13 protein-coding genes and 1 pseudogene are annotated in these 12,538 nt (G+C 71.7%); 5 read left to right on the top strand and 9 right to left on the bottom strand.

The genetic code is table 11. From position 1 onward, the window contains the following. Positions 1-139 precede the first annotated feature (139 nt). Positions 140-898 (top strand): annotated as a pseudogene (locus AB0I73_RS37950) (phosphorothioated DNA-binding restriction endonuclease); the annotation flags it as partial. On the opposite strand, the gene AB0I73_RS37945 reads toward AB0I73_RS37950, so the two are convergent. Both AB0I73_RS37945 and AB0I73_RS37940 read right to left on the bottom strand, forming a co-directional pair. Beyond that, a complete protein-coding gene (locus tag AB0I73_RS37945) occupies positions 887-1,375 on the bottom strand; it encodes an HAD domain-containing protein (RefSeq protein WP_363044966.1) in 489 nt (162 codons plus the stop codon). The pseudogene AB0I73_RS37950 and the gene AB0I73_RS37945 sit on opposite strands and share 12 nt — an antisense overlap. A 12-nt stretch (positions 1,376-1,387) precedes the next feature. Then, positions 1,388-1,855 carry a DUF2000 domain-containing protein gene (locus AB0I73_RS37940; RefSeq protein ID WP_363044965.1) on the bottom strand — a complete coding sequence of 156 codons (468 nt, stop codon included), beginning with the start codon at positions 1,853-1,855 and terminating at the stop codon, positions 1,388-1,390. Here AB0I73_RS37940 and AB0I73_RS37935 point away from each other — a divergent pair. Further along, positions 1,854-2,672 carry an AraC family transcriptional regulator gene (locus AB0I73_RS37935; protein WP_363044964.1) on the top strand — a complete coding sequence of 273 codons (819 nt, stop codon included), beginning with the start codon at positions 1,854-1,856 and terminating at the stop codon, positions 2,670-2,672. The two genes, AB0I73_RS37940 and AB0I73_RS37935, sit on opposite strands and share 2 nt — an antisense overlap. Positions 2,673-2,718: 46 nt before the next feature. On the opposite strand, the gene AB0I73_RS37930 is transcribed toward AB0I73_RS37935, so the two are convergent. From AB0I73_RS37930 to mshA, 3 genes are all read right to left on the bottom strand, one after another. Then, on the bottom strand, positions 2,719-3,522 hold the full coding sequence (locus tag AB0I73_RS37930; RefSeq protein ID WP_363044963.1) for a hypothetical protein: 804 nt from the start codon (positions 3,520-3,522) through the stop codon (positions 2,719-2,721). A gap of 109 nt (positions 3,523-3,631) precedes the next feature. After that, complete coding sequence (locus tag AB0I73_RS37925; protein WP_363044962.1) at positions 3,632-4,144, bottom strand: YbjN domain-containing protein; 513 nt, start codon at positions 4,142-4,144, stop codon at positions 3,632-3,634. Then, positions 4,137-5,474 (bottom strand): D-inositol-3-phosphate glycosyltransferase, encoded by a 1,338-nt coding sequence (gene mshA, locus AB0I73_RS37920; protein ID WP_363044961.1) that lies wholly within the window; start codon positions 5,472-5,474, stop codon positions 4,137-4,139. The genes AB0I73_RS37925 and mshA overlap by 8 nt, the downstream gene beginning before the upstream one ends. A gap of 247 nt (positions 5,475-5,721) precedes the next feature. Here mshA and AB0I73_RS37915 point away from each other — a divergent pair, with 247 nt between their 5' ends. From AB0I73_RS37915 to AB0I73_RS37905, 3 genes are all read left to right on the top strand, one after another. Beyond that, the gene (locus AB0I73_RS37915) at positions 5,722-6,561 is read left to right on the top strand and encodes a class I SAM-dependent methyltransferase (protein ID WP_363044960.1); all 840 of its coding nucleotides are present in this window, start codon (positions 5,722-5,724) and stop codon (positions 6,559-6,561) included. A gap of 163 nt (positions 6,562-6,724) precedes the next feature. After that, entirely contained in the window at positions 6,725-7,909 is a 1,185-nt protein-coding gene (locus tag AB0I73_RS37910) for an NlpC/P60 family protein (protein ID WP_363044959.1), read from the top strand. 305 nt (positions 7,910-8,214) lie between these two features. Continuing rightward, positions 8,215-9,606, top strand: coding sequence for a fused response regulator/phosphatase (locus AB0I73_RS37905; protein ID WP_363044958.1), 1,392 nt, complete (start codon positions 8,215-8,217; stop codon positions 9,604-9,606). A gap of 21 nt (positions 9,607-9,627) precedes the next feature. Here AB0I73_RS37905 and AB0I73_RS37900 read toward each other — a convergent pair whose 3' ends face one another. The 4 genes from AB0I73_RS37900 to AB0I73_RS37885 form a co-directional block, all read right to left on the bottom strand. Next, positions 9,628-9,960, bottom strand: coding sequence for a DUF2516 family protein (locus tag AB0I73_RS37900; RefSeq protein ID WP_363044967.1), 333 nt, complete (start codon positions 9,958-9,960; stop codon positions 9,628-9,630). 151 nt (positions 9,961-10,111) lie between these two features. Next, positions 10,112-10,723, bottom strand: coding sequence for a hypothetical protein (locus tag AB0I73_RS37895; protein ID WP_363044957.1), 612 nt, complete (start codon positions 10,721-10,723; stop codon positions 10,112-10,114). Between the two features lie 76 nt (positions 10,724-10,799). Next, complete coding sequence (locus AB0I73_RS37890) at positions 10,800-11,423, bottom strand: helix-turn-helix transcriptional regulator (RefSeq protein WP_363044956.1); 624 nt, start codon at positions 11,421-11,423, stop codon at positions 10,800-10,802. 194 nt (positions 11,424-11,617) lie between these two features. Next, positions 11,618-12,343 (bottom strand): class I SAM-dependent methyltransferase, encoded by a 726-nt coding sequence (locus tag AB0I73_RS37885; protein ID WP_363044955.1) that lies wholly within the window; start codon positions 12,341-12,343, stop codon positions 11,618-11,620. Positions 12,344-12,538: the final 195 nt, after the last annotated feature.

Raw genomic sequence — 12,538 nt, 5'->3', positions numbered from 1 at the left:
CGCCTCACCGCGCCCGTGGGCGGGACCCGGCCGCTCCACGGCCGGACGGACACAGCGATACCGCGGCGCTGCACGCCGCGATCCACGAGGACGCGATTCCTCCCGGGGCTGAAGCCCCGGGGTTCCTCGCAAGAACAAGCTGAAGCGGCTGCTGGCCGAGTACGGTCCGCCCCGTCCGACCACGCCCGCCTACCCCTTCCACCACCTGGTCGGTGACGGGGTGTGGGAGGTGCGGAGCGACCGGGGGTCCGGCAGTCCGGGTACCGGGGTGCGGGAGTTGCGTGCGACGAACGCCGCCGGGCGGCTCGCGCCGGAGTTGCGGGCGGCGCTGAGGAGGGAGCCGGCCCTGCTCGGGCGCATGGTGCGGGCGTTGCTCGACGCGAACTTCCCGCCCTCGCTCCACTCCGACCTGTGCGAAGCCGTCGGGCTGGTGCCGGAGCCGGCGGAGGCCGGACCGCCCCCGTCCTCCCGCAGGCAGCAGCGGGACCGCCGGATGCGGGAGCTGGTGCTGACCGCGTACGAGCACCGGTGCGCCTTCTGCGGCTACGACGGCCGGATCGGGAGCGTGCCCGTGGGGCTGGAGGCGGCGCATGTGCGCTGGTGGGCTTTCGACGGTCCGGACGACGTCGACAACGGGTTGTGCCTGTGCTCGCTGCACCACAAGCTCTTCGACAAGGGTGTCCTCGGTGTCGGCGAGAGCCACCGCGTCCTGGTCTCGCAGCGTTTCGTCGGGCACGGTGACGCGGCCCGCGCACAGGTCACCGAGCTCTCCGGGCGGCCCCTCATCGGTCCGCAGCCGGGGACCGCCCCCGTCGCGGCGCCGCACCGCGCCTGGCATCTCGCGCAGGTCTTCCAGGGCGACCCGCGCCCGGCTCGCTCCGCCTCGTCATCGGGGTGAACACCTGCGCAGCCATTCCGCCGTCACCGTGAAGTCCTCCTCCGTCAGCCCCCTCGCCGGATCCACCCTGTGCAGCAGGGCGGGTGCCGGGTGGGCCGACTCGGTCCACAGGCGGTCCATCGGGCCGATCTCGTCGTCCAGCCAGACGAACGGGCGCTGCCCGGCCCACTCCGACAGGAGGCGCGTCTTCCAGTGGAGGCCGCGCGGGGCGGGCGCGTCGGCCTCCGGCCGGTCCACCACCGGCAGCCTCGGCAGGCCGAGGCGCGGGGCGATCGTGTCGTTCGCCTCGTGCCGCCAGGTCGTCGCCCACACCAGGTCGCCGGGCAGGGCGAGCAGGCGTGGGCCCACCGTGGGGTCGAGACGGCCCAGCAGGGGGTCGCCCTCGTGCGTGAGCGGCTCCCGCGCACCCTCCCCGAAGGGGATCAGCGGGCCGTCCACATCCAGGAAGAGGAGCGGGCGAGGCGGTGGGACCGGCATGCACCCACCGTCTCACGGGTGCATCCGCGCCCCCTTCAGGACCTTGTCCACCGCGTTCCTCGGGCCGTGCACCGCCAGGCCGACCAGGTCCAGGTCCGGCGTGCCCACGGCGCGGACCGCCGCGCGGTTGGCCTCGTCGTGGCCCGTGGCGAACAGGTCGCCGGTGAAGACCGCCCGGGGCAGGGCGCGGGAGAGCGTCCGGGAGTGCGCCGCCTTCAGGGTCTCCTTGGTGCCCTCGAGGACCAGCACCGGCTGGCGGAACATCGGCAGGTAGGGCACGCCGTCCGCGTCCTCGTAGGGCTCGCCGATCAGGTCGGGTACCTGGGTGCCCAGGCCGCTGACCAGGAACGCGGTGACGTTGAGGCGCTGCCAGGTCTCCAGGTCCTCGCGCAGCAGGACGGCGATCTTCGTGTCGAAGCGTGTGCTCATGCCTCGAGACTGCCGATCGGCGTACGTCCCCGTCTTGTACGTTGTTTGCATGCCCGCAGCGCGCGCGGATCGCCCCCGGCGCACCGTTTCCGCCTGGCGGCCCCGGGTCCCGGGCGTCGTGGAGGTGTTCCACGCCCGCTTCACCGAGTACGCCTACCCGATGCACGTCCACGACGCCTGGACGCTGCTGATCGTCGACGACGGCGCCGTGCGGTACGACCTGGACCGGCACGAGCACGGCACCCCGCACGACACCGTGTCGCTGCTGCCGCCCCATGTCCCGCACAACGGTGCCCCCGCCACCCCGGACGGCTTCCGCAAGCGGGTGCTCTACCTCGACGGCACCCACCTCGGGGACGACCTCATCGGGGCCGCCGTCGACCGGCCCGACCTGCGTGATCCCCTGCTGCGGCGGCGGGTCGGGCAGGTGCACGCGGCGCTCGTGGGGCCCGGTGACGAACTGGAGGCGGAGAGCAGGCTGACGCTCGTCGGGGAGCGGCTACGGGCCCATCTGCGGTCCCGGGACGATGCCGCGCGGGCGCCCCGGCGGGATCCCGTCCTCGCCCGGCGGCTGCGCGAACTGCTCGACGCGCGGGTCGTGGAGGGGCTCGGTCTGGCGGAGGCCGCGGGGCTGCTGTCCGTTCATCCCGCGCACCTGGTACGGGCGTTCAGCGGTGCCTACGGCATCGCGCCGCACCAGTACCTGATGTCCCGCCGGGTGGGCCGGGCCCGTCGGCTGCTGCTCGACGGGGGGTCGCCGAGCGAGGTCGCGGTGACCACCGGTTTCTACGACCAGGCCCATCTCACCCGGCACTTCCGGAAGTCGGTCGGTGTCACACCGGGTCGATACCGGGCGGGAGGCCGGTAGCCCCTGGGGAAGCGGGCCACCGGCCGGGGCGGCTCGTGCCGTCGCGTCACTTCACGTCGACGTAGTCGCCCGCCGCCGTCGCTCCGCCGGTCGTGGACGTCTGGCCGAACGTCCAGCGCCAGTAGCCGTCGGTCGTGGCCTTGACCGTGGTCTTCAGGTTGCCCGTGGAGTTCGCCCGCACGGTCTTGACCGTGGTGTAGGTGCTGGTGCCCGCCTTGCGGAACTGCAGCTTGGCCAGCTTGTTGCCGTAGCCGACGTACTTGTGCTTCACCCAGTCGGCGCGCGTCAGCTTGCCCGTCACGGTGAGCGTCTTGTTCTTGGCGACCGGCTCCGGCGAGGCGTTGACCGTGGCCCGCGCGGCGCGCTTGACCTGGACCGTGCCGGAGACGGGCAGGTATTCCTCGGCCTTGAGCTTGGTCTCGGAGGCCCAGAGACGGATCCAGACAGCGGTCTTCCAGGTGGTGGCGTCGTTGTTGGAGTCCAGGGTCCACCGGGGGTCGATGTAGAGATCGCCCTCGACCTTCGCCGAGCTGGGGGTGTCGTCGTGGTAGATGACGTGGCCCGTGCGGATGCCGCCGCTGTCCAGGCCCTTGGCGGCCGTGGTGCCGTGGTACAGGTACGGGAACGCGGTGATGTCGCGGGACGTGTAGCCCGCGGGCCAGGTCATGCGGAAGCTGACGCTGGGGTACTTCTCATCGGTGATGCCCACGACGATGGGCTTGCCCTTGTTCACGACCAGGTTCGACACCTTGACGCCGGTGTCCGCCGCCTGGGCGGGCGGTGCGGTGAACACCCCCAGGGCGAGCGCTCCGGTGAGCGCGGCCGTGAGGGTGGATCTGCCAGTGCGCATGCGCGTCCTCTTCATGCACGGGACCCTGACCGACAGGGTCCGGATCGCGGCAGGCTAACAGCCCGCGTCCGCACGTCCGTTCGGGGCTCTGCCGCGACCTGCGCGGTCCCTACTCGCCCGAGGGGCGCTCGATGAGCCGGGTGAACGCGTCCAGGTTCCGCGTCGACTCCCCGCGCGACACCCGCCAGGCGTGCTCCTTGCGGATCGCGGTGGCGAAACCCAGTTCCAGCAGGGTGTTGAAGCTGCCGTCGGCGGCCTCCAGGACCTGCCCGAGCAGCCGGTCGACCTCGTCCGGGGTCACGGCGGGCAGCGGGAAGCGGCCGGTGACGTAGATGTCGCCGAGCGGGTCCACGGCGTAACTCACGCCGTACAGCTTGAGGTTGCGCTCCAGGAGCCAGCGGTGGACGGCGGCCTCGTTCTCGTCGGGGTGACGGATGACGAAGGCGTTGAGGGAGAGCGAGTGCCGGCCGACGATGAGGGAGACCGTCGTGGACAGTTTGCGGGTGCCGGGGAGCTTCACGACGTACGTGCCGGCCGCGGGGCTCTCCCAGTCGAGTTCGGCGTCCTTGAGGACGCCTTCGATGACCTGTGCCGCCGCCTGCTGCTGTTCCGCTTCAGCCATGCTGGGAGCGTACGTGACGGCGGTGGGCCTGCGTCGCGGCCGTGTAGACGTCGGCCGTGGCGGCGGCCGACCTGTCCCAGCCGAAGGACCGGGCGTGCCGGGCGGCGGCCTCGCCCATCCGGTCGGCGAGGTCGGGCCGGTCGGCGAATTCGAGCAGCACGCGCGCGTAGGCCCCGGGGTCGTGCCCCCGGACGAGGAAGCCGGTGTGTCCGTCCCGTACGGCCACCGGCAGTCCGCCGACCGAGGCGGCGAGCACCGGGGTGCCGGCGGCCTGCGCCTCTATGGCGACCAGGCCGAAGGACTCGCTGTAGGAGGGCATGACGAGGACGGACGCGGCCCGGAACCAGTCCGCGAGCTGTTCCTGCTCGACCGGCGGACAGAACCGTACGACGTCGGCGATGCCCAGGCGGGCGGCGAGTTTCTGCAGTCCCTCGGGCTTGGCGAGGCCGCTGCCGCTGGGGCCGCCGACCACGGGGACGCAGAGCCGGGAGCGCAGCTCGGGGCGCTCGTCGAGCAGCGCGGCGACCGCGCGGAGCAGCACGTCGGGAGCCTTGAGCGGCTGGATGCGGCCCGCGAAGAGCGGGATCAGGGCGTCCTGGGGCAGCCCGAGGCGGGCGCGGGCGGCGGCCCGCCCGTCGGACGGGCGGAAGCGGGACAGGTTGACGCCGGGATGGACGACGGCGACCTTGTCCGGGTCGGCCGAGTAGTGCTGTACGAGTTCCTCGGCCTCTCCGGCGGTGTTGGCGATCAGCCGGTCCGCGGCGGCCACTATCTGGGTCTCGCCGATGACCCGGGCGGCCGGTTCGGGCGTGTCGCCGACGGCGAGGTTGGCGTTCTTGACCTTGGCCATGGTGTGCATGGCGTGCACCAGGGGGACGCCCCAGCGCTGGGCGGCGAGCCAGCCCACGTGGCCGGAGAGCCAGTAGTGGGAGTGGACCAGGTCGTAGTACCCGGGCCGGTGGCCGGCCCACGCGTGCATCACACCGTGCGTGAAGGCGCACAGCTGGGCGGGCAGCTCCTCCTTGGCCAGGCCCTCGTAGGGGCCGGCGTCGACGTGCCGGACGAGGACGCCGGGCGCGAGTTCGACGGAGGGCGGCAGGGCCGCGGTGGTCGCGCGCGTGAAGATCTCGACCTCGATGTTGATCGCGGCGAGGCGCTGCGCGAGTTCCACGATGTAGACGTTCATGCCGCCGGCGTCGCCGGTTCCCGGCTGGTGCAGCGGGGACGTGTGCACGGAGAGCATCGCCACGCGGCGGGGCCTGCGATGCAGTCGCAGCCGCGGGGGTGCGGCGGGGGAGCGCCGCCCGAGCCTGGCGATGTACTGGCTCACGTGGCGTTCCTCCTCGTTGTGGGCCTGACTTTCCGGCATGGTTTTCGGGGGCGTGCGGGCCCTCCAGCTCCCCAACACCGGAGGGGCCCGCTCCCATTTCCGGGTGACCTCTCCGGATCGGGTCTTTGCCGAATCATTACCGAATGTCGCTCAACCGTTCGAGTGCCGGGTGCGTGGGCGCGGGGCCGTCGTCCGGCGCCCCCGGTCGATTCCCGGCGGGCTCGACCGCCCGCATACCCTCGTACGCATGACCGCCCGCGCCGCCTCCCTCCCCCACTCCCGGAGGTCCCCCGTCGTGGGCACGGTGACGCGCGGGACGACCAACCCCAACCGCCTGCGCCGCATGGACCGCTGGATCGCGGCCACGCACGGCACCGCGCTGCGCCGCACCGACCACCCCGTCGCCGTCGACCTCGGCTACGGCGCCGCCCCCTGGACGGCGGTCGAACTGTTGCACCGCCTGCGAACCGTGGCCCCCCGCGCACGCGTGGTCGGCGTCGAGATCGAACCGGCCCGGGTCGCGGCGGCCCGCCCGTACGAGCGCGAGGGGCTGGCCTTCCGGCACGGCGGCTTCGAGGTCCCGCTCCCCGGACGGCCGACGCTGATCCGCGCGGCGAACGTCCTGCGCCAGTACGACGAGGCCGAGGTCGCCGCCGTCTGGCAGCGGCTGTGCGCGCGACTCGCCCCGGCCGAACCGGCGCGGGGCTCGCGCGGCGGGCTGCTGGTCGAGGGGACCTGCGACGAGATCGGGCGGCGGCACGTGTGGGTCGCCCTCGGCCCGGAGGGGCCGCGCACGGTCACCTTCGCGACCCGGCTCGGCTCCCTGGAACGCCCCTCGGACCTGGCGGAACGCCTGCCGAAGGCACTCATCCACCGCAACGTCCCCGGCGAACCGGTGCACGCCTTCCTGCGCGACTTCGACCGCGCCTGGGCCGCCGCCGCGCCCTACGCCTCGTACGGCGCCCGCCAGCGCTGGATCCGTACGGTGCGGGATCTGACCGCCGACTGGCCGGTGACGGACGGGCCGGCCCGGTGGCGGCAGGGCGAAGTCACGGTGCGGTGGGAGGCCTTGGCGCCACGGGGGTGAACTCCGGGAACGATCTCCGTGAGTCGTTCGTCACATCGACGGGGCGAGCGTCATAACGGGGAGGGGCAGCCGGGAAGCGTCACCTCTGTCACTTCGGACGCCGACATGGCAACATCCCCTGACGAAGGATGTTACTGACGGTTAATCAGTTTGGGGGCGAGTCATGGAGACGGGCAGGCACATGCTGACCACGGCGGCAGTGGCCGTGGTCTGTGCGATCACCGTGCTGGCGGCGCCGGGCACGGCGTTCGCGGCTCCCACTCCCCCGCCGCCCCCGGCCCCGAGCGCGAGTGCGAGCGCCGATGTCGCGCCGTCCAAGGACCTCGAAGCCGTGCGCAAGAAGCTCGACAGGCTCTACCGTGCCGCGGCGGTGGCCACCGAGGAGTACAACGCCGCCGAGGAGAAGGCGAAGCAGCAGTCCACCGAGATCGCCCGACTGACCAAGAAGATCGTCAAGGGCAGGGAGAAGCTGGCCGAGTTGAAGGACCGCGCGGGCGCCGCGGCCGCGTCCCAGTACCGCGGTGGCGGACTCCCGCCCGAGGCCCACCTGATGCTGAGCGACGACCCGCGGGAATTCCTCGTCGGTGCGGGCCGGATCCGTCAGGGCCAGCACGCGACCAAGGGCCTGCTCGGTGAAATGAAGCGCACCCAGGAGGACTTGGAGCAGTACGCGCAGGACGCCGACGCCCAGTGGCGGAAGCTGGAGGCGGGCCGCAAGGCCAAGGCCGAGGCGCAGAAGAAGATCGAGAAGCAGATCGCGGCGGCCGAGAAGGTCGAGTCCGAGCTGGAGCAGGAGGAGAGGGAACGGCTGGCCGAGCTGGAGCGGCGGGCCGCCGAGGAGGCCCAGTCCGCCTGGCTGGACTCCGGCGTCCTCGACGGCATCGGGGCGGAGGCGACCGAGCAGGGCAGGAAGGCCGTCGCGTACGCCACCGCGCAGATCGGCAAGCCGTACGAGTGGGGCGCCGAGGGCCCGAAGACGTACGACTGCTCGGGTCTGACCTCACAGGCGTGGAGAGCGGGCGGGCAGGGCATCCCGCGCACCTCGCAGGAACAGTGGAAGCAGCTGACGCGCGTCGCCGTCACGGAGATGCGGCCCGGCGACCTCGTCATCTACTTCGACGACGCCAGCCACGTCGGCATGTACGTCGGAGACGGAGCCATCGTCCACGCCCCGCGCCCGGGACGGGCGATCACGATCGCGGGAGCCGGTTCGATGCCGATCCTCGGGGTGGTTCGCCCGGACCCGGATGCCGATGCAACCGGCAATGGCGACAAGGTCGGCAAAGCCGACAGGATCGACAAAAGCGCCAAGAAGGGCGACAGCGGCGAGAAAACGGACGCGAACTGAGCGACCCGTGACCTGCGCCACGTGACCCGGTCCACGCCGATGACGCGGCCACACCCTCGCGGGCGTGACGTTCGTCATCCCGGCCGCATCGCCGACGTGTCCAACTGCTGCCCATAACGCGGCATATGACACCGGCTGATGGCCGAGCGGCGTGCCCCACACCATTCCGCTGCGGCGCCGACACCCGCTATCGTCCCCGCTGGAAGGGGCGCCCCCTGCTCGTCCGAAGTGGAGAGCACGGGGTGCACGGGCCGAGATCCCGCGCCCCCACCACGCCCTCGGGGGGAGGGAAGGAACCCGGAACAATGCCCGCACCCGTACCGCGGCAGAGAACGCTCCCGGCCGCGGAAAGCGGTCAGGCGCACGCCGCATCACCGACCGGTGGCCCCGCCGAGGACACCTCGGAGGCCGGAGCGACGGCCCCGCGCACGGCGGAGCACACCGAGGACGACACCAGGAACGAGGCGACCTCAGCCGCCCCCACCAACCTCACGCTGCTGCTGATCGAGGACGACCCGGCGGGCTCGCCGATCGTGCCGGACCTGCTCGACCAGACCGGCAAGCCGATCCGTGTGCGCACCGCCCGCAACCTCACCGAGGCCGAGCGGCTGCTGACCGACGACGTCCACTGCATCCTGCTGGACCTCGCGCTGCCCGCACCCGGCAGCCGGGCGGGCAGCGGCGGCGGCAACGGGGTCGGCGGCGCCGGTGACGACGAGCTCGCCGTGCTCAAGCACGTGCTGGAGCTCGCGCCCCGGCACGCCGTCCTCGCGCTGACCGCGTCGGGCGACGCCGAGCGCGGCGCGGAGGCGGTGCGCGTGGGCGCCCAGGACTACCTCTTCCGCGACGAGCTGGACGGTCGGCTGCTGAGCAGGGCGATCCGGTACGCGGTGGAGCGGAAGCGTTCCGACTCCGCCGAGCGGCGGCTCGCCGAGGGCAGGCTGCGCGCCCAGGAGAACGCCCGCCTGGAACGCGGTCTGCTGCCGACCCCGCTCCTGGACGGTTCCCCGCTCCACTTCGCCGCCCGCTACCGTCCGGGCCGTTCGCGCGCCCTGCTCGGCGGTGACTTCTACGACGTCGTCCGCACCCCGGACGGCACCGTGCACGCCATGATCGGCGACGTCTGCGGCCACGGCCCGGACGAGGCCGCCCTCGGCGTGGAGCTGCGCATCGCCTGGCGCGCGCTGACCCTGGCGGGCCTGTGCGGGGACGAGCTGCTGGGCACGCTGCAGCAGGTGCTGGAGCACGAGCGCGCGGACGACGAGATCTTCGCGACCCTCTGCGCGGTGGACATCTCGCCCGACGGCCGCCGGGCGGGCCTGTGCCTGGCCGGCCACCCCTCACCGCTCCTCGCCCGGCCGGGCCGACCGGCGCGGCTGCTGCCGTACGACAACAACGGTCCGGCGCTCGGGCTGCTGCCCGGCGCCCGCTGGCCGCGTACGGAGGTGGAACTGGGCACGGAGTGGAGCCTGATGCTCTACACGGACGGCCTGATCGAGGGACGGGTCGGCGACAGCGGGGAACGGCTCGGCCAGGACGGCATGGTCGGCATGGTCCACCGCCAGTTCACGGACGGACTGCGGGGCGAGGAACTGCTGCGGGCGGCCGTCAACGAGGTCCGCGACCTCAACGGCGGGGAGCTGACCGACGACGTGGCGGTACTGCTCCTGGACCGGGTGCCACCGCAGCGGCCGTGACGGGGAGGGGGCTCCGCCTCCTCACCGTCCGCCGTTGTACGGGCCGTAGGGACCGTCGCTGCTGGATCCCCGGTGGCTGCGCCCGCCGCCGGAGAGGCCGCGCAGGGCAGGACGGACGTCGACCATGTACACGATGGTCGCGATCAACCCGATGATCGGCAGGAACGACAGGACGTTGAAGATCAGGTTCACCACGAAGGCGAGCCCGAGGATGATCAGCCAGAACGGCTTGGTCTTCTTGTCCGCCGCGCGGTAGGCGTCCTCGCGGCGGAGGGCCGCGTCGACCAACGCGAAGCCGCTGAAAACGATCAGGGCCATGCTCAGCAACCACATCAACCCCGCGAAGCCCTGCATCAGCACAACGTCCACCACCCGACTCGGCTCGTCCTTACGCGGTCACCGTACCCGCAACCGCCGGCCGGCTACCCAGGAGAACGGGCCGGACACCGCGAGAGTGCCCGGCCCGTACCACTCGTCGGCACCGCTGCCGCTCGTTCCCACGTGCCTACTTGGCGGGCGGCGTCTTCTTGGCCGTCGTGTTCTTGCGCGTCGGGACCTTCTTGGCGGCGGGCCTGTCGCCCTCGCCCCCCACCGACTCGAGCTTCGGCGTGGTCACGGCCTTCGGCCCGGCCTCGGGCCCGTCCTTCGGCTCGACGGCGACGGCGACGTCCTCGACGGCGACGGCCATGTCCTCGATGCTCTCGGCGGCCTCACCGCGCCAGTTCTTCACGGCCTGCTCGCCGTGCTCGGCGACCTTCTCGTAGGTCTCGCGGGCCTTGACCGCGTACTCGGCGGCGACGCCGACCCCGCGCAGGGCCAGGTCCTGGGCGGTCTCGCCGAACTTCTTCAGGTCGGTGTCGAGCGAGCCGAGGAACTCGTTGACCTTGGCCTGGACGGTCTCCTGCGTCTCCCTGACCCGGTTGGTCGCCTTCTCCTGGACGACCTTGGGGTCGGTGTTGCGGACGGCCTCGATGCGCGAAGGCGCCTCGGCGCGGATCTGCTCGACCAGGCCCGGAACCTTCCTGGCCTGCTGCAGGGCGAGGTCGGCGGTGCCGGCGGCGAAGTAGAGCGGGGTCGGGTCGCTGAAGGTCTTGCGCAGGTCGTCGGTGATGGCCATGGTGAGGGTCCTCCCGGATCCGTTTTCGGCTGAGGGTTCGTGTGATCCGTGGCGGCGGCCGGCGCCCTGGTCCGGCTCAGCCGTCCGTCCGCTGCGGATCGATGTCACTGCTGTCACTGCTGTTGCTGCTTGTGCTGCTGGTGTTGTTGCCGGAGGGGCCCCGGCGCCCGGCGTCCTTGCCGCCACCGGCCTTACGGCCGCCCCGACGTATCGCGGAACCAGCACCGGAGCCGCCGCTCCCGTCGGCACTTCCGGAAACCTCCGAGGCCTCCGTCCCTTGAGCCTCCTCGACAGCATCAGCGGCACCGACGACACCGGCAGTCCCGATCGCCTCACCGTCCTCGGCGCCCCCAAACCCGTTCTCCTTGCGGAAGGACTCGTAGATCTGGAGCAGTACCTGCTTCTGACGCTCGCTCAGCGTGGGATCGGCGAGGATGACGGCCCGCGTCTCCACTTCCTCCCGGTCCCGCTCGGCGTCGAGGATGCCGGCGCGCACGTACAGCGTCTCGGCGGAGATCCGCAGCGCCTTGGCGACCTGCTGCAACACCTCCGCGCTCGGCTTGCGCAGCCCGCGCTCGATCTGGCTCAGATACGGATTGGACACCCCGGCGGCATCGGCGAGCTGCCGCAGCGACAACTGCGCGTTGCGCCGCTGCTCGCGGAGGTACTCACCGAGGTTGCCGACATTGAGTGACGCCATACCCCCACCCTGCCCCACCCCGCTAACTATTGCAAGCGTTCGCTTGCAATAGTGCACCGACCCGGCGCGAGCACACAGCCCCACACGGTTGACCCTTGTCCGTTCCCAGTGCTTGTGACGGTTTCCCGCTGAATCTGCTCGGCGAAGTGAACGAGTCCCGACCGACCTGCGCGGCGAGGCTTCCGCGGGGCTGCCTACGGACGTCGCGCGACGAAGACGAGCTCCTTGCCCGGTCTGTCGGGCGCGTCGCGAACGCCCTCCACCTCATAGCCCTGCGCGATCAGCTCCGTCTCGACCTCCTGCCGCTCACGGAAGCGCAAGGTGGAGTCCGACGTGAGTACCTGCCCGTCGGCAGCGAACACGTAAGTCCACCGGAACGTCACCAGCGGCTCGCTCACCTCGACCACCTGGACCCAGCTCTCGACGGCGCCGATACCCGGGATCTCCGTCACGCGGTATGAGGCCTCGCGGTTCCACTCCTCCCAGGCGCGTCTGGCCGGATCCCGGGTCTCGAACACCAGACGGCCGCCAGGTCGTAGTGCCGTGTACGCGCCACGCAGGGTCTCCCGCCACGCCTGCGGATCGAGGATCTGCTGGGCGACGTTCGCCGTCATGGTTGCCAGGTCGACCTGCAGCGGCGGGAGCGTCGTCGCATCGCCACAGATCCAGCGCACTCGCTCGCTGCCCGGCTTGGCTCGGGCCACGTCGATGGACGCCTGGGCGGGGTCGACGCCGACGACCTCGATCCCGCGCTCGGCCAGTGCAAGTGCGAACACACCTGTCCCACAGCCGATGTCCAGTACCTGACGCGCCCCGAACTCCTCCGTCATCTCCACGTACGTATCGAGATCGCTGCGATCGGGGTCGAGTGGGTCATAGATCGCGGCGAGTCGTGGATGCCCGAAACACTCGTCAGCCATGCGGCCGACCGTATGGGGGCTGAGCTTGCCTGCCTAGTCAATTTCCTCGGCTGTCAGAGGTGTTGGTGCCCCCATCAGAGATCGGGTCTGTCAAAACGAGCGGCCCTGTCTCACTTTCGGTGGTGACGGAGAGTCGTGAGGGTCGTTGACATTCGCGTGAAGAATGTCAACGAGCTTGTGCAGATGGTGTTTTCG

It is taken from the genome of Streptomyces sp. NPDC050388 (assembly GCF_040655635.1).
In the GTDB taxonomy this organism is placed as follows: Bacteria; Actinomycetota; Actinomycetes; order Streptomycetales; family Streptomycetaceae; genus Streptomyces.
Note: the sequence above shows the minus strand (reverse complement) of the source record. Positions and strands in the feature narration are given on the sequence as shown.

Excerpts from the sequence above, each read along its gene's own strand:
- AB0I73_RS37945 (WP_363044966.1), bottom strand. The coding sequence starts at position 1,375 with ATGCCGGTCCCACCGCCTCGCCCGCTCCTCTTCCTGGATGTGGACGGC.
- AB0I73_RS37935 (WP_363044964.1), top strand. The coding sequence starts at position 1,854 with ATGCCCGCAGCGCGCGCGGATCGCCCCCGGCGCACCGTTTCCGCCTGG.
- AB0I73_RS37940 (WP_363044965.1), bottom strand. The coding sequence starts at position 1,855 with ATGCAAACAACGTACAAGACGGGGACGTACGCCGATCGGCAGTCTCGA.
- AB0I73_RS37930 (WP_363044963.1), bottom strand. The coding sequence starts at position 3,522 with ATGCGCACTGGCAGATCCACCCTCACGGCCGCGCTCACCGGAGCGCTC.
- AB0I73_RS37925 (WP_363044962.1), bottom strand. The coding sequence starts at position 4,144 with ATGGCTGAAGCGGAACAGCAGCAGGCGGCGGCACAGGTCATCGAAGGC.
- AB0I73_RS37915 (WP_363044960.1), top strand. The coding sequence starts at position 5,722 with ATGACCGCCCGCGCCGCCTCCCTCCCCCACTCCCGGAGGTCCCCCGTC.
- AB0I73_RS37910 (WP_363044959.1), top strand. The coding sequence starts at position 6,725 with ATGGAGACGGGCAGGCACATGCTGACCACGGCGGCAGTGGCCGTGGTC.
- AB0I73_RS37905 (WP_363044958.1), top strand. The coding sequence starts at position 8,215 with ATGCCCGCACCCGTACCGCGGCAGAGAACGCTCCCGGCCGCGGAAAGC.
- AB0I73_RS37900 (WP_363044967.1), bottom strand. The coding sequence starts at position 9,960 with ATGCAGGGCTTCGCGGGGTTGATGTGGTTGCTGAGCATGGCCCTGATC.
- AB0I73_RS37895 (WP_363044957.1), bottom strand. The coding sequence starts at position 10,723 with ATGGCCATCACCGACGACCTGCGCAAGACCTTCAGCGACCCGACCCCG.
- AB0I73_RS37890 (WP_363044956.1), bottom strand. The coding sequence starts at position 11,423 with ATGGCGTCACTCAATGTCGGCAACCTCGGTGAGTACCTCCGCGAGCAG.
- AB0I73_RS37885 (WP_363044955.1), bottom strand. The coding sequence starts at position 12,343 with ATGGCTGACGAGTGTTTCGGGCATCCACGACTCGCCGCGATCTATGAC.